A 15,768-nucleotide genomic window follows, 5' to 3' on the forward strand; every position below is an offset into this window, starting at 1 on the left:
GTCTTATCCCTCGCGCCCCAGCGCGCGCAGACCGTCCACGAGGACGGCCATCTTCATCGAAAGCGAGCCCTTGACCAGGACCGCATCGCCCGGCCGCACCAGGTCGCGGAGCTGCCCGGCCAGCGTCGCGGCATCCTCGGCGTGGCGGCCGCGCCGGTCCGCTGGCAGCGCCTCGTGCAGGTGGCGCATCAGCGGCCCGACCGTGTGGACGGTGTCGAGCGCCGCGGTCGCCGGGCGCCCTGCCAGGGCGGCGTGAAGCTCGGGTCCGGTCGGCCCCAGCTCCTTCATGTCGCCCAGGAAGGCGATGCGGCGGCCACCCGGCGCGGGCGTGGCGGCGGCCAGCAGGTCGAGCGCGGCGCCGACCGAGGCCGGGTTCGCGTTGTAGGCATCGTCGATCAGGTCGAGCGGCGGCGCCTCGCTGTCCATGCGCACCGAATGGCGCTTGCCCCGCCCCTCCGGCGGCGCCCAGTCGGCCAGGGCGAGCGCGGCGCGGGCGACATCCGCGCCCGCGTGATGGACGGCAGCCAGCACGGCCAGCGCGTTCAGCGCGAAATGCCTGCCCGGCGCGCCGATGCGGAAGTCGATCGGGCCCAGCGGCGTCTCGGCGCGGCAGGTGGTGGCGTCGGGACCGGCGACGACCTCGGTCAGGCGCCAGTCCGCCGGCCCCGTCCCGAACGAGACGTTGCCCCGCTCTGCCAGGATCGGCGAGGTCTCCAGATCCGCGTTCCACAGCGCCGTGCCCCCGGGGACGAGGCCCGAGAAGATCGCAGCCTTCTCGCGCGCGATGCCGGCGATATCCTCGAACGCCTCCAGGTGGACGGGGGCGACGATGGTGACCATGGCGACATGCGGCGCGGCCTGCGCGGAGAGCGGCGCGATCTCGCCGGGATGGTTCATCCCGATCTCGATGATGGCGTACTCGGCCTCCTCCGGGATGCCGGCCAGCGTCAGGGGAACGCCCCAATGGTTGTTGAAGCTCTTGATTGCGGCATGGACGCGGCCCTGCGGCGCCAGCACGTGGCGCAGCATGTCCTTGGTCGAGGTCTTGCCGACGCTGCCCGTGACGGCGATCACTTGCGCGCGGGTGCGGGCCCGGCCGGCCCGGCCCAGCGCCTCGAGCGCGGCCTGCACCTCCGGCACGATCAGCAGCGGCGCGTCCCCGCAGCCGTCCGGCACGCGCGAGACGAGCACCCCGCCCGCGCCCTTCGCGATCGCCTCGGCCACGAAGTCGTGCCCGTCCCGCGCCGCCTTGAGCGCAACGAACAGTTCGCCCGGCCGGATCGAGCGGGTGTCGATGCTGAGCCCCGACACCGACCAGTCGCCCTGCGCCGTGCCGCCGGTCGCGAGAGCGGCCTCACCCGCGGTCCAGAGCGTCACGCCCGGCCCTCCAGCGCGGCGACCGAGATCGAGGCCTGCTCCACGTCGTCGAAGGGCAGCACCATGTCGCCCACGGTCTGCCCGGTCTCGTGCCCCTTGCCCATGACCAGCAGCGCGTCGCCCGGCTCCAGCATGTCGACGCCGCGCAGGATCGCCTCGGCGCGGTCGCCGACCTCGGCGGCGCCCGGGGCGCCCTGCAGGACCGCGGCGCGGATCGCGGCCGGGCTTTCGGATCGCGGGTTGTCGTCGGTGACGATGACCGCATCGGCGTTCTCGTTTGCGGCCGCGCCCATCAGCGGGCGCTTGCCGCGGTCGCGGTCGCCGCCCGCGCCGACGATGGCGACGATCCGGCCCATCACATGCGGGCGCAGCGCCTTGAGCGCCGTCGCCACCGCGTCGGGCGTGTGGGCGTAGTCGACGAAGACCGCCGCGCCGCTGGCCCGCGTCGCAGCAAGCTCCATCCGGCCACGCACGCCGCGGAGCTTCGGAAGCGCTGCGAAGACCGCCTCCGGCTCCTCGCCCGAGGCGATGACCAGCCCGGCGGCCAGCAGCGCGTTCCCGGCCTGGAAGCCGCCGATCAGGTCGAGCCGGACGGAGACGGCCGCGTCCTGCCAGCGGAACAGCACCTCCTGCCCGGTCGCGTCGAAGCGCTGGCCGGTCAGGCGCAGCCGTGCCTCCTCGGCCCGGCCGACGCCGACCACCTCCTGCCCGCGGCCCTCGCAGCGGGCGGCCAGTTCGCGGCCATAGGGATCGTCGAGATTGATGACCGCCACCCCCTCGCCCGGCAGCACGCGGTCGAAGAGCCCGGACTTGGCCTCGAAATAGGCCTCCATGGTGCCGTGGTAGTCGAGATGGTCCTGCGTGAGGTTCGTAAACCCCGCCGCCGCCAGCCGCACCGCCTCCAGCCGGCGCTGGTCGAGCCCGTGGGACGAGGCCTCCATCGCGGCATGGGTGATGCCGAACTGCGCCATCTCGGCCAGCAGCGCGTGCAGCGTGATCGGCTCGGGCGTGGTGTGGATGGCGGGGGCGTGGAACGCGCCCTCGACGCCGGTCGTCCCGAGATTGGCGGCGGGCAGGCCCAGCGCCTCCCAGATCTGGCGGGTGAAGCTGGCCACGCTGGTCTTGCCGTTGGTGCCGGTGACGGCGACCATCGTCTCGGGCTGGGATCCGGACATCAGCGCCGCCGCATAGGCCAGCGCGGCGCGCGGCTCCTCCACCACCACGAGAGGCGTGCCCGAGGGCAGCATCACGGCGCCTGCGCGGTCGGTCAGCACGGCGACGGCGCCGCGGGCCAGCGCGTCGGGGGCGAAGCGGGCCCCGTGCACGTTCGATCCCGGCAGCGCGGCGAACAGGTCGCCGGGCCGGACGTTGCGGTTGTCCACGGCCAGCCCGGAGACGCGGATGCCGTCGGGCCCGGTCAGCCCCAGTTCGGAGAGGGTCTTCATCGAGCGCCCCCGTCTCGCGCAGATGTTTCGGCGTGCCTCTAGCGTGCCGGGCGGAGCGCGTCCATCAGCGCTGCGCGGTCTGTGTCAGATATGCACCGAATTCGTCGCGTCCCGGATCGAAGTCGGGGCGAAGCCCCATCAGCGGCGCGACCCGGCGCACGATCTCGGAGGCGACGGGCACCGCGGTCCATCCAGCGGTCCGGCGGTCTTCCCCGGCGGCGCGGATCTCCGGCTCGTCCAGGCTGACGACCAGCACGTATTTCGGGTCCTGCGCCGGGAAGACCGCGGCGAAGGTCGCGATCACCTTGTCGTCCCAGTAGCCGCCCGTGTATTTCGGCTTGTCCGCCGTCCCGGTCTTGCCGCCGACCTGGTAGCCGGGGACCTCGCCCATCGACGCCGTTCCGTCGGTGACGACGCGGCGCAGCATGTGCCGCGCCTCGGCCGAAACACGCGGCGAGACGATGCGGGCCCCGGGCGCCGGCGGCTGGGTCTGTGCGACCAGCGTCGGCGTGACCCGCGTGCCGCCGTTGAGCAGCGAGGCGTAGCCCACCGCCAGATGCATCGGCGAGGCCGAGAGGCCGTGCCCGTAGCTGACTGTCATCGTCGTGATGTCGGGCCAGCGCGTGGGCACGATCGGCCGGACCGACCCCGCCTCGACCATCTCAAGCGGGGTCGGCTCGAAGAAGCCCATCGACTCGAGGAAGGCCTTTTGCCGCTTGCCCCCGATATCGAGCGCCATCCGCGCCGTCCCGATGTTCGAGGACTGCCGGATCACGTCCGTGACGGTCATCTGCGGGCCGTAGTTGTGGAAGTCGCGGATCGTGAACCGGCCCTGCCGCAGCGGCCCTCGGGTATCGATCAGCGTCCCCGAATTGGTCAGCCCCAGCTCCAGCGACTGCGCGGCGGTGAAGATCTTGAAGGTCGAGCCCAGCTCGTAGACGCCCTGCACCGCCCGGTTGAACAGCGGGCTATCGCCCGGGTCTCCCTCGGTCGCGGGGCGCGGGCGGGAGTTCGGGTCGAAGTCCGGCAGCGAAGCGAGCGCCACGACCTCGCCGGTGCGCGCATCCATCAGGATCGCCGCCGCGCCCTTCGCGCCCATCAGCTTCATGCCGCCTTCGAGCACCCGTTCCGTCGCCGCCTGCACCGACAGGTCGATCGACAGCCGCAGCGGCGCGCCTTCCTGCACCGGGTCCGAGAGATAGTCGTCGAAGGTCTTCTCGACCCCGGCGACGCCGACGATCTCGGCGGCGCGGACGTCCTGCTCGCCGTAGCGGGCGCCGCCGAGGACATGCGCGGCCAGCGGGCCGTTCGGATAGAGCCGCATCTCGCGGCTGCCGAACAGCAGGCCCGGCTCGCCCAGGTCGTGGACGGCCTGCTGCTGCTCGGGCGAGATGTTGCCCTTGAGCCAGAAGAACTTCGAGCCGGAGTTGAAGCGCCGCTCCCAGACCTGCGCGTCCATGTCGGGGAAGATCCGCGACAGGCCCTCGGCGGCGGCGGCCGGGTCGAGCATCTTGTGCGGCTGGGCATAGAGCGCGGTCGCCGTCACGTTGGTCGCCAGCACCCGCCCCTCGCGGTCGGTGATGTCGGCGCGGGCGTTGACGATGCCCGCCCCGATCAGCGAGCCGGTCGCCGGCTCCCGCGCCTCCGAGGCGGCGATGGCGCCCATCTTTATCGCGACGGTCGCGAAGCCCAGCACGAAGCAGGCGGCGGTGAACTTCAGCCGCCGTTCGGCGCGCAGCCGCGCCTTCTCGGGGTTCTCGCGCGGGGTCGTGGGGGCGGCAGGCAGGGGCGCGCGGGGGATACGCGGGGTGACGGGGCGGAACGGGTCCGTCGGCTCGGGGCGCGGGCGGCGGCGGAAGAGGGACATCATGGCAGCTGCTCTCCGTCATCGGCGAGGGTGGGCGGGGCGATCACCCGGGGCGGCGTCGTGGCGCCGTACCGGTGGTTCATGATGATCACGTCCGAGAAGTCCTCCTCCTCGAAGACGTGGTCGGCAACCTCGACCACCACCACGGGCAGCGGAAAGCCGACCTGATCCGTCATCGCGAAATGGTCCGAGGCCAGCGGCACAAGGCCCAGCCGCTCGAAGTTCATCTCGACCAGCGCGGCCAGGCGGTCGGGGCGGTTGAGATAGGCCCATTCGGCGCGCAGCATCGACAGCTCCTGGTGGCGCTGGCCGATCTGGCTTTCCAGCCGGGCCACGGCCTTCTCGGTCGCGCGGGTCTCGTAGCCCTCGTGGTAGGCCCAGACGCCCAGCAGGACGACGATCACCGTCGAGAGGGTGTAGATGAAGCCGCGCATTCAGGTTCTCCGGGGAAGGGTGATCTCGGGCAGGCCGAGCTCGCGTCGCTCGACCGGGGCGGCGGGCGCCTCGGTGCGCCGCGCCAGCCGCAGCCGGGCCGAGCGGGCGCGCGGATTGGCGGCGATCTCCGCCTCGGTCGGGGAGATTGCCTTGCCGACCAGCGTGAAGGCCGGGTCGCGCGCCGCCCGTTCCGGCAGATGGCGGGACCCGCCGCCGCCCGCGTCCGAGCGCGCGGCAAGGAAGCGCTTCACCGCCCGGTCCTCGACGGAATGGAAGGTCACGACCGCAAGCCAGCCGCCCGGCGCCAGCGCCCGCTCGGCGGCCTGAAGCCCCTCGGCCAGCTCTCCGAACTCGTCGTTGACGGCGATCCGGATCGCCTGGAAGGCGCGGGTGGCGGGATGGCTCTGGCCCGGCTTCGACCGCGGCAGGTTCGCGGAGACGGTCTCGGCCAGTTGGGCCGTCGTCACGTAAGGCGCGGCTTCCCGTTCACGGACGATGGCGCGGGCGATGCGGCGGGCGGCGCGCTCCTCGCCGTAACGGTGCAGGATGTCGGCCAGCAGTCCCTCGGGCGCCTCGTTGACGAGATCGGCGGCGGTCGGCCCCTCGTCCCCCATGCGCATGTCGAGCGGCCCGTCCTTCATGAAGCTGAATCCCCTCTCCGCCCGGTCGAGCTGCATCGAGCTCACGCCCAGGTCCAAGACGACTCCTGACGCATCGCTCGCGACCTCGTCCATCCGGGAGAAGACGGTCTTCACCGTATCGAGTCGTCCTTGCCACACCGCGCCCCATTCGGCAGCCATCTCGTGGGCCAGCGGGTCGCGGTCGAGCCCGATGACCCGCTCCGCCCCCGCCTCCAGCAGGGCACGGGTATAGCCGCCCGCCCCCATCGTGCCGTCGATCCAGGTGCCCGAAAGCGGGCCGACGGCGTCGAGGATCGGCTGCAGCAGGACCGGGACATGCGGGGCTTGTCCGGTCACTCGGCCACCCTTGGTCCGGGGCGGGGCTTGGGCGGCAGCAGCGCGAAGGGCGAGTCGCCGGCGGGCCGCGTCGCCATCCGCTGTGCGAGGCGGCTGACGGCGGTCTTCGGCGCGTCGGGCGAGTAGATGCGGAACCGCTCGCCGCGCCCGGCGAAGACCATCTCGCCGTCGAGCAGGGCGGCCTCCCGCAGGTGCTTGGGCAGGATGATCCGGTGGGTATCGTCGAGCCGCAGTTCCTCGATGTTCTCGTAGAGGAATTCCTCCAGCGCCTCGCGGTCGGGATCGCCGGGATGCATCTCTCGAACCTGCTCGGTCATCTCGTTCATCCCGCGCACCGTCAGACAGGTGAGGAAGGCCTCGCCATCCCAATGGGCGATGAAGACGGTGGCATTGCGTTCGGGGCCGAAATCGGGGTCGGCGGCCTCCAGGGCGCGGCGGAATCCGGGCGGGACGGAGACTCGCCCCTTGCCGTCGATCTTGACGTGGTGCTTGCCTCTGAAGAGGTCCTCCACCGTCCGGGCCGTCCCTTCGCCTTGCGCCGCGAACCCCTGCGCGGCCTATGCTGTGGAACCCCGGAAACGGATGCGGCGACCCAGGGTCTGCCAACCTGGGCCGCCGCCTGCCCCGTCGTCCGGGCCTCCCGATCGCGCGTCACCTGGGGGGATGAGTTTGCTCGAAACGCGATCGGGATCTTCAACGTCTGGCGATGCGAGAGTGCCTGTATGTCCTGCCATTTTTTTGCTGGAGCCGGGGTCGTTTGCTGCCCCGTGATCCCTCATCTGCCGTGGCTCGTTACTGCCACGCGACGGATGGGCTGGCTACCCAAAAGTTGGGAACGCGGGTTTGCAAAGTTATCCACAATCTGTGGATTAGCGGTGGATAGAGTGAAAAACACACTACATGTTGTGTCCGTCGAAGGAATGTTAAGAACCTGTTGAGGTCCAAACTAGCCCAAACTTTTTTCCAACGACCGCTCCACGTGGCCCGGAAATCACATCGCCCGGCCCTGTCCGCCACGCGGCAAAATTCACCTTCCCGCGCAGCGAGACGGCAGTCGGAGAACCCCGGGAAGGAGAGTCTTTAATTTTCAGAAACTTGCCCGGATCGCGCCGTCGGCGTCGAATCGTGGCCCATGATTCGAGCGGATCGGGGGACCCGAGCGCTCAGCCGAGCTCCCGCGCGATCAGCCCGCGCGCCAGGTCGGCGAAGGCCTCGGCCATCGCGCCCTCGCCCAGCGCGACCGGCCGGCCCTCGTCTCCCGACAACCGGGTGTCGAGGTCGATGGGCAGCGCGCCGAGGAAGGGCAGGCCCAGCCGCTCGGCCTCGGCGGCGACGCCGCCATGGCCGAAGACATGCGCCTCGTGGCCGCAGTTGGGGCAGTGGAACGTGCTCATGTTCTCGATCAGCCCGACAATCGGCGTCTTCAGCGTCGCGAACATGTCCAGCGCCTTGCGCGCATCCAGCAGCGCCACGTCCTGCGGGGTCGAGACCACGATGGCCCCGTCGACCACCGCCTTGGTGCAGAGCGTCAGCTGCACGTCGCCGGTCCCAGGCGGCAGGTCGACGATCAGCACGTCGAGCGGCTCTCCACCGGTGTGATGCGTCCAGGCGACCTGCCCCAGCATCTGCTGCAGCGCGCCCATCAGCATCGGGCCGCGCCAGACCACGGCCTTGGCCGGGTCCAGCATCAGCCCGATCGACATGAGCGTGACGCCATGGGCGATCAACGGGTGGATGGTCTTGCCATCCGGCGAGGCGGGGCGCTTCGTCGCGCCCATCATCCGCGGCTGGGACGGTCCGTAGATGTCGGCGTCGAGCAGGCCCACGCGCCGCCCCTGCCGCGCCAGCGCCACGGCGAGGTTGGCCGAGACGGTGGACTTGCCGACCCCGCCCTTGCCCGAGGCGACGGCGATCACGCGCTCGACGCCGACGACGCGGGCGGGCCCCTCCTGCGGCTTCGGGTGCCCGCCGATCTTCAGCGAGGGGGGCTGCTTCGCCTCGGTCGGGGCCGACAGCACGGCCCGCGCCTTCGACACGCCGTCGAGCTGCGCGACGGCGGCCTCGGCCGCGGCGCGGATGGGCTCCATCTGGCGGGCGATCTCGGCCGAGGGCGCCTCGATGACGAAGCTCGCGGTATCGCCCGCGACCGTCACCGCGCGCACCATGTCCTTCGACACGAGGTCCCCGCCGACGGGCAGCGAGATGCGGGACAGGGCCGCAAGAATGTCGTCGCGCGTGGCCATGGTCTTCCCCCGGGTTCCGTAGGGGCGTTACGTGGGCCGTCCCGTCCGCGAAGGCAAGACCATCAGCGCCGTGGCGATCCCGCCGATTCCCCCCGCGCCGATCAGCGTCGCCGGCAGGCCGACCAGACCGGCGATGCCGCCCAGCACGCCCGACCCCAGCGCAACCGCCCCGATCCCGACCACGACCCAGAGCGACATGACCCGCCCGCGCAGACCGTCCGGCAGCTCCATCTGCACCATCGCCTGCAGGGTCACGCCGCAGAAGGTGGAGGTGAAGCCCGCCAGCGCCGTCCAGCCCAGCACGACCCACCAGGACCGCGCGAGGCCCAGCCCCACAAGCCCCAGCACGCCGGCCACCAGCAGGACCCGCAGCAACGTCGGCACCCCGTCGCGGACCTGGCCCTGCCCCATCGCCTTGGCGAAGGCCGCGACCAGCGCGCCCGCCCCCGCCGCCGCCGTCAACAGGCCAAGCCCCTCGGCGCCGCGCCCGTGCACGCCCTCGGCCATGACCGGCAGCAGCTCCAGATAGCCACGCACCAGCACCGCCATCGCCCCGGTCAGAAGGATCGCCTGCCGGGTCACGGGCGTGACCCAGATATACCGCGCCGCATCCGCCAGCCCCTGGCGGATCGACCCGTGCCCGCTGGCCGAGACCGGCAGCGGCCGCGGGTCCATCCAGCGCACCGCCACCAGCATCGGCAGATAGAGGGCCGACGCGGCCCAGAGCGTCGCGACCGGTCCGACGCTGGCCAGCGCGAGCCCGGCCAGCATCGGCGCCACCAGCCGCGCGAGGTTGAAGTTCAGCGCCGTCAGCGCCACGACGTTCTGCACCTCGGCCGCGGGCACCAGCCGCGGGGCGAGCGACATTCGCACCGGGTGATGCGCCGAGCTCACCAGCCCGATGGCCAGCGCCAGCGCGACCAGCATGGCCTGCCCCAGCCCCGGCCCCCCGGCCAGCAGCGCGGCCAGCGCCATCAGCGCGGCCATCGCGCCCGAGGTCGTGCGGATCGCCCGCCGGATGTCGGCGCGGTCGACCAGCACGCCGAAGATCGGGCCCGAGATCAGCATCGGCGCGAGGCTCAGGGCCGCGACCAGCCCGACGAAGGCCGCCGAGCCCGACACCTCCCAGGCGAGCCAGCCCAGCGTGACCCGCTGCGCCCAGAGCGCCTGGACCAGCGGCACGGCGGCGAAGAAATAGGCGCGGAAGCCGGGATGGGAGAGGGCGGACATCTCGCTAGACGCCGCCAACGGAAAGGCAGTTCCCGCTGACGCGAGGTTCGCCATGCACATGCTGCATGGCAGCATTGACGCATCGCGCGCTTGTGCAAGCGCAGCATGGAGACCACCTTCCCCTCAACGAAACACGGTGGTTCGGGCAATCCGGCTCGGCCACGATGCCGGGGGCGGAATGTCCCCGATCACGGAAAGGACATGACATGGCCAACACTGCTTACGGCACCTCCACCCTGACGATCGGCGCGCTGCGCGACCGGGCCGTCTCCCGCCTCGACTCGGTCCGCGACGGCTGGCGCCGCTGGCGTCTCTATACGCGGACCTATGACGAACTCGCCGCGTTGTCTTCGCGCGAGCTCGACGACCTCGGCATCAGCCGGTCATCGATCCGCTCGATCGCGCATGAGGCGGCTTACGGCAAGTAAGCGCCTCAGGATACCCGGTTTCGCTCCTCCTCCTCCCTGAGAGCGGTGCCGGGCCGCGCAGCGGTCCCTTCCTCCCATCGGGCCGCTGCGCATCCGCCGATCCCCTCCTCCCATTCGGGATCGGCGCGGGCGTCTCCTCCTCCCTGGGGATGCCCTGACTTGACGGACCGGCGGCGCCTTCCTCCTCCTCCCTGAGGGCGTCGTCGGGACCGTCACCCCATACCCGGGCCGCGCCTCTCCTCCCTGAGGACGGCACCGGGGCGCGCGGCAGGCCCCGTCCTCCCACCGGGCCGCTGCGCATCCGCCGATCCCCTCCTCCCATTCGGGATCGGCGCGGGCGTCCCCTCCTCCCTGGGGATGGCCTGACTTGACGGACCGGCGGCGCCCTCCTCCTCCTCCCTGAGGGCGTCGTCGGGACCGGCAAATTTTTTTCTCAACCCTTGCGGGAACCGATCCGCGCCGGGCGTGTTACCCCCTCAGTCTCCGAGGACGGCACCCCCCCTCAGGCCGCGGACCGGAGCTTATGGACGCCGCCTCTTCTCCCTCGGGCGGCGGATCCAGTTCGAACGGCGGCGCCACCCCTCCCGGCGCCGCCGTTCTTTTTTTTCGGGCATCGGACTCCTGTCGCGCCTCAGAACGGCGTGTCGCCCGCCTGCTCGGCAGGCATCAGGAAGCGCCCGACGATCTTCTTCGACCCGGCATGGTCGAACTCGACCTCGAGCTTGTCGCCCTCGACGCCCATCACCTCGCCATAGCCGAACTTCTGGTGGAAGACGCGATCGCCCTCGCCGAAGGCGCTGACAGCCGTCGCGTCGATGACGAGGTTCTTCGCCTCGGATGGCTGCCGGAGGGAGCGCTGGGCGTTCGTCTGCAGCCGCCGCCAGCCCGGAGAGTTGTAGACATCCGCCTTCGACGCGCGGTCGGTCAGGTCGCTCTCGACCCCGCCGCCCATCGCCATCTGCTGCGCCGCCGCCATGCCCGTCGCACCGAAGCCCCCGCCATAGAGGCCGGGCGGCGTCAGCACCTCGACATGGTCCGCCGGCAACTCGTCGATGAAGCGCGAGGGCTGGGCCGATTGCCACTGGCCATAGACGCGCCGGTTCGCCGCGAAGGAGATCGTGCAGACCTGCTCGGCGCGGGTGATGCCGACATAGGCCAGCCGCCGCTCCTCCTCCAACCCCTTCACACCGCTCTCGTCCATGCTGCGCTGCGAGGGGAACAGCCCGTCCTCCCAGCCCGGCAGGAAGACGACCGGGAATTCCAGCCCCTTGGCCGCGTGCAGGGTCATCAGCGTGATCTTGGGCTCCTCCTCGCCCGCGGCGTCGTTGTCCATGATCAGCGAGACGTGCTCGAGGAAGCCCTGCAGGTTCTCGAACGCCTCCAGCGCCTTGACCAGTTCCTTCAGGTTCTCCAGCCGGCCCGGCGCCTCGGGCGTCTTCTCGTTCTGCCAGAAGCCGGTATAGCCGGACTCGTCCAGGATCTCCTCGGCGAGGTGAATGTGGTCGCGCCCGTCCAGCATCTCGGCCCGCCAGCGCGCCAGCCCGTCGACCAGCTCCTTCAGCGCGGCGCCGCCCTTGCCGCCGATGGTCCGCGACTGCACGCAGAGCCGGGCGCCCTCGACCAGCGATACGCCGTTCGACCGGGCCATGACCTGGATCGTCTGCTGCGCCTTGTCGCCCAGGCCCCGCTTCGGCGTGTTGACGATCCGCTCGAAGGCGAGGTCGTCGTCGGGGCTGACGACCAGCCGGAAATAGGCCATCGCGTCGCGGATCTCGAGCCGCTCGTAGAAGCGCGGGCCGCCGATGACGCGATAGGGCAGGCCGATGGTCAGGAATCGGTCCTCGAAGGCGCGCATCTGATGGGCGGCCCGCACGAGGATGGCCATGTCGTCCAGCGAGAACGGGTCGAGCCCGCGGGTGCCCCGCTGCATCGCCTCGGCCTCCTCGCCGATCCAGCGCGCCTCTTCCTCGCCGTCCCAATGGCCGATCAGGCGGACCTTCTCGCCCGCCTCCAGCTCGGTCCAGAGCGTCTTGCCCAGCCGCCCCCGGTTGCCGGCGATCACGCCCGAGGCGGCGGCAAGGATATGCGGGGTGGAGCGGTAGTTCTGCTCCAGCCGGATGACCTCCGCCCCCTCGAAATCCTTCTCGAAGCGCAGGATGTTGCCGACCTCCGCCCCGCGCCAGCCATAGATCGACTGGTCGTCGTCGCCCACGCAGCAGATGTTGCGATGCCCGCCCGCCAGCAGCCGCAGCCACAGGTACTGGGCGACGTTGGTGTCCTGATACTCGTCCACGAGGATGTAGCGGAACCAGCGGCGGTACTGCGCCAGCACGTCGTCGTGGCGCTGGAACACGTCGATGACGTGCAGCAGCAGGTCGCCGAAATCGACCGCGTTCAGCGTCAGCAGCCGGTCCTGATACGCGCGGTAGAGCGCGACGCCCTTGCCGTCGAAGGCTCCCGCTTCGTGGGCGGGCACCTTGTCGGGGGTCCAGGCCCGGTTCTTCCAGTGGTCGAGGATGCCGCCCAGCATCCGCGGCGGCCAGCGCTTGGCGTCGATATCCGCCGCCTCGATCAGCTGCTTGAGCAGCCGGTTCTGGTCGTCCGTGTCGAGGATGGTGAAGTTCGACCGCAGGTGCAGCTCCCGCGCCTCGCCGTTCAGATGAACCGTGCGCCCGACCAGCTCCGCGTGGCGGCGCAGCAGCTTCACGCAGACCGAGTGGAAGGTGCCGAGCCAGGGCATTCCCTCGGCGGCGCCGCCCATCATCCGACCCAGCCGGTCGCGCATCTCTCGCGCGGCCTTGTTCGTGAAGGTCACGGCCAGGATCTCGTTCGGGCGCGCCTTCCCCTGGCTCAGGAGATGCGCGATCCGCGCGGTCAGCGCCCGGGTCTTGCCGGTGCCCGCCCCCGCCAGCATCAGCACGGGGCCGTCCAGCGTCTGCACGGCCTGCATCTGCGCGGGGTTCAGCCCGTCGAGATAAGGCGCGGGCCGCGCGGCCATGGCACGGGCGGAAAGGCTCGCGGCCTCGAAGGCGTCTGAATCGTCGTGTTGGGACATGCCCCCGGCATAGCCCGCGCGCGCCCCGGAGGGAAGGCCGGTGTTCGCGCTGCGTTCCCGTCCGGCGTGTCCTCGCGCGTGCTGGCGGCAAGCCCATCGCCTCCGGCACGGGCGAGGACGGCGCCGGCGAGGGGCCTGGGCGTGGCATGAGGCTCGTTCGCGCTCGACGCGCGCCCGGACCTCAAGTGCCAACCGCGGACCTTTCCGCCGCGGCCCGCGTTTCCCTCCTGCCGCACGCCCAGCAGACGACGGAGAACGCCATGACACTTCCGATCCCCCGCCTCCTTCCCGCTCTTGCGGCCCTCGCCATCGCGACCCCGGCCGCCGCGCAACTCGACGTGACCCTGCGCGTGACCGAAATCGAGGACCACGGGCCGATCCTGACCGATGCCGACGGCGAGGCGCTCTACCTCTTCACGGCGGACACCCAGGGCGGCCCCGACACCGAGCCGGCGATCACCTGCGAGGGCGAATGCCTCGAGAAATGGCCGCCCTTCGTCATGACCCAGGATCCCGAGGCCGGCGAGGGCGTCGATGCCGAGCTGATCGGCACGATGCCCTGGCAGGACGTCGAGGTCGTGACCTATGGCGGCTGGCCCCTCTACTACTATGCGCTCGACGCGGGCGAGGACAACGCGACCGGACAGGACATCGAAAGCTACGGCGGGGAATGGTACCTCGTGCGGCCCGACGGCACCAAGGTCGGCCACGAGGACTGACCGGGCGCGGCGGGGGCACTGCCCCGGCCCCGCGGGAGACGCCCATGCCGATCGAAGCGATGCTCTGGAGCCTTCTCGCGGGCGCCGCGATCCCGTTTGGCGGATGGCTCGCCATGTACGAGCATGTCCGCCCGCAATGGCTCGAGACCGAGATCCGGCATGCGATCATCGCCTTCGCAGGCGGCGCGCTGATCTCGGCGGTGACGCTGGTGCTTGTCCCGCAGGGAACGGAACGGCTTCCGCCGGCCCTCGCCGTGGCCGCCTTCGTCGCGGGCGGGGCGGGCTTCGCGCTGCTCGACCGCTGGATCGACACGCATCTCGGCCGGAAGGGGCAGCTCGTCGCCCTGCTGAGCGACTACATCCCCGAGGCGGTGGCGCTCGGCGCGCTCTTCGCCTCGGGCGAACGGATGCGCGGCATCCTCACGGCAGCGATCCTGACGCTGCAGAACCTGCCCGAGGCGTTCAACGCCTGGCGCGAGATGGTCTCCAGCGGGCAGACGCAGGCACGGCAAGCGATGGCGATCTTCGCCGCCTTCGCCCTGCTCGGCCCGGTGGCGGCGCTGGTGGGGCAGGTCTGGCTGGCCGAGCGCGAGGCCCTGCTCGGCGCGATCCTGCTCTTCGCGGCGGGCGGCATCTTCTACCTCGTCTTCGAGGACATCGCCCCTGGCGTGCGGCTGGACAGGGCCTGGGCCCCGCCCCTCGGCGCGGTCGCGGGCTACGGGCTGGGCCTGACGGGGCATCTGCTCCTCCCCGCGTGACCGAGGCCGGTTCACGTCCGGCCGGACACAGGCCGACCGTCACAGACGCGACACCCGCGATACCGGCTTGACAGAAATACGCCCGGGCTGACCATGTCGTAGCGTCAGGACGGAGAAGCTGACGAGTCGAGGGGACGACCATCTTGAGAACAACTCTGGCCGCGGCGACCGTCGCGATCTGTGCGGCCCTTGCCACGGCACCCGCCCAGGCGATCACCATCAACGACGACGACGGCGTCGCGATCGCTGCCGCGCTGGGCGATCCCTTCAACAACATCGCGACCTTCGATCTGATCGGCACCTCGCCATTCTGCACGGGGGCACTGGTCTCGACGACCGCCGTCCTGACGGCGCGTCACTGCTTCGACGGGTATTCCCCGGGCCAGATCAAGGTGCAGTTCACCGAGGGCGACGGCACGCTGCTGCACCAGCGGAACGCGGCGAGCGTCGTTCATCTGAACCCCGGCGGCGGAGACGTCTACAACGGCTCGGATCTGACGGTCATCTCCTTCCTAGACCCGATCCTCGATCTCGTGCCGTTCCGGCTCGTGTCCGAGGTCTTCGTCGGCGAGACCGTGCGGATGATCGGCTACGGGGCGCAGGGGCTGGGCTCCACCGGGCACAACAGCACCTACAACGGAACCCGCTGGGGCGCGAACAACATCCTCGACTCCATCTACTTCCCGGGATCAGGGTTCGGGTCCATGCTGGAGACCGATTTCGACAATCCCGCCGGCACCTCCTCCACCCTGCCCGGCTCGACGGCAATGATTGCCGGCGAGGGCACGACCGCGTCGGGCGACAGCGGCGGGCCCCTGCTGGTTCAGCGCGGCTCGGAATGGGTGGTAGGCGGCATCCTCACCGGCGGAACCACCGCCAACAGCGTCTACGGCGACATCTCGATCTGGACCGGCCTGTCCGGCGCGCAGCAGCGGTCGTTCGTCGAGACCAACAGCGACGCGGAGTTCTGGGCCCCGGTGCCGCTGCCCGCGGCGGTCTGGCTGATGCTCGCCGCGCTCGGCGGGCTGACCGTCCTGCGCCGGCGCCGCGTGGCCTGACCCGCACCGGAAGGCCTAGCCGTCGTAGGCTCAGGCCCGGGAGCACCGTGCCGGAGACCTGGCCGATCGGAACCCGACGCGCGACCCGGCGCCGCCGCATCCGGCAGTGCCGGAACATCGCCCGAAAGGGGGCAGACTTACCTAACGGCACCTTCGGTGCCCGGATGCCGGGAATC

Annotated in this window: 13 protein-coding genes; 4 read left to right on the forward strand and 9 right to left on the reverse strand. The window is 71.1% G+C overall.

Features of this window, described 5'->3' with window-relative positions:
- Positions 1-3: 3 nt before the first annotated feature.
- The 8 genes from DR046_RS00685 to DR046_RS00720 all read right to left on the reverse strand — a co-directional run bounded on the left by DR046_RS00685 (position 4) and on the right by DR046_RS00720 (position 9,574).
- Positions 4-1,377 carry a UDP-N-acetylmuramoyl-tripeptide--D-alanyl-D-alanine ligase gene (locus DR046_RS00685; protein WP_115378934.1) on the reverse strand — a complete coding sequence of 458 codons (1,374 nt, stop codon included), beginning with the start codon at positions 1,375-1,377 and terminating at the stop codon, positions 4-6.
- A complete protein-coding gene (locus tag DR046_RS00690) occupies positions 1,374-2,822 on the reverse strand; it encodes a UDP-N-acetylmuramoyl-L-alanyl-D-glutamate--2,6-diaminopimelate ligase (RefSeq protein WP_115378936.1) in 1,449 nt (482 codons plus the stop codon). Before DR046_RS00690 ends, DR046_RS00685 begins: the two co-directional genes overlap by 4 nt.
- Positions 2,823-2,886: 64 nt before the next feature.
- Positions 2,887-4,692 carry a peptidoglycan D,D-transpeptidase FtsI family protein gene (locus tag DR046_RS00695; RefSeq protein ID WP_245190742.1) on the reverse strand — a complete coding sequence of 602 codons (1,806 nt, stop codon included), beginning with the start codon at positions 4,690-4,692 and terminating at the stop codon, positions 2,887-2,889.
- A complete protein-coding gene (ftsL, locus tag DR046_RS00700) occupies positions 4,689-5,123 on the reverse strand; it encodes a cell division protein FtsL (RefSeq protein ID WP_209313528.1) in 435 nt (144 codons plus the stop codon). The genes DR046_RS00695 and ftsL overlap by 4 nt, the downstream gene beginning before the upstream one ends.
- A complete protein-coding gene (gene rsmH, locus DR046_RS00705; protein ID WP_115378938.1) occupies positions 5,124-6,101 on the reverse strand; it encodes a 16S rRNA (cytosine(1402)-N(4))-methyltransferase RsmH in 978 nt (325 codons plus the stop codon).
- The gene (locus DR046_RS00710) at positions 6,098-6,613 is read right to left on the reverse strand and encodes a division/cell wall cluster transcriptional repressor MraZ (protein WP_115378940.1); all 516 of its coding nucleotides are present in this window, start codon (positions 6,611-6,613) and stop codon (positions 6,098-6,100) included. The genes rsmH and DR046_RS00710 overlap by 4 nt, the downstream gene beginning before the upstream one ends.
- Before the next feature lie 651 nt (positions 6,614-7,264).
- Complete coding sequence (locus DR046_RS00715; protein WP_115378943.1) at positions 7,265-8,344, reverse strand: Mrp/NBP35 family ATP-binding protein; 1,080 nt, start codon at positions 8,342-8,344, stop codon at positions 7,265-7,267.
- Between the two features lie 27 nt (positions 8,345-8,371).
- Positions 8,372-9,574: an MFS transporter gene (locus DR046_RS00720; protein ID WP_167766817.1), complete on the reverse strand. Its 1,203-nt coding sequence runs from the start codon at positions 9,572-9,574 to the stop codon at positions 8,372-8,374.
- A gap of 206 nt (positions 9,575-9,780) precedes the next feature.
- Here DR046_RS00720 and DR046_RS00725 point away from each other — a divergent pair, with 206 nt between their 5' ends.
- Positions 9,781-10,002 (forward strand): DUF1127 domain-containing protein, encoded by a 222-nt coding sequence (locus DR046_RS00725; protein WP_115378947.1) that lies wholly within the window; start codon positions 9,781-9,783, stop codon positions 10,000-10,002.
- Positions 10,003-10,633: 631 nt separating this feature from the next.
- Here DR046_RS00725 and DR046_RS00730 read toward each other — a convergent pair.
- A complete protein-coding gene (locus DR046_RS00730) occupies positions 10,634-13,057 on the reverse strand; it encodes an ATP-dependent helicase (protein ID WP_115378949.1) in 2,424 nt (807 codons plus the stop codon).
- A gap of 260 nt (positions 13,058-13,317) precedes the next feature.
- Here DR046_RS00730 and DR046_RS00735 point away from each other — a divergent pair, with 260 nt between their 5' ends.
- The 3 genes from DR046_RS00735 (at position 13,318) to DR046_RS24070 (ending at position 15,592) form a co-directional block, all read left to right on the forward strand.
- Positions 13,318-13,776 carry a COG4315 family predicted lipoprotein gene (locus DR046_RS00735; RefSeq protein ID WP_167766819.1) on the forward strand — a complete coding sequence of 153 codons (459 nt, stop codon included), beginning with the start codon at positions 13,318-13,320 and terminating at the stop codon, positions 13,774-13,776.
- Positions 13,777-13,820: 44 nt separating this feature from the next.
- A complete protein-coding gene (locus DR046_RS00740; protein ID WP_115378953.1) occupies positions 13,821-14,534 on the forward strand; it encodes a ZIP family metal transporter in 714 nt (237 codons plus the stop codon).
- Positions 14,535-14,677: 143 nt separating this feature from the next.
- The gene (locus DR046_RS24070; RefSeq protein ID WP_245190743.1) at positions 14,678-15,592 is read left to right on the forward strand and encodes a trypsin-like serine protease; all 915 of its coding nucleotides are present in this window, start codon (positions 14,678-14,680) and stop codon (positions 15,590-15,592) included.
- Positions 15,593-15,768: the final 176 nt, after the last annotated feature.

The organism is Jannaschia formosa, assembly GCF_003340555.1.
In the GTDB taxonomy this organism is placed as follows: domain Bacteria; phylum Pseudomonadota; class Alphaproteobacteria; order Rhodobacterales; family Rhodobacteraceae; genus Jannaschia; species Jannaschia formosa.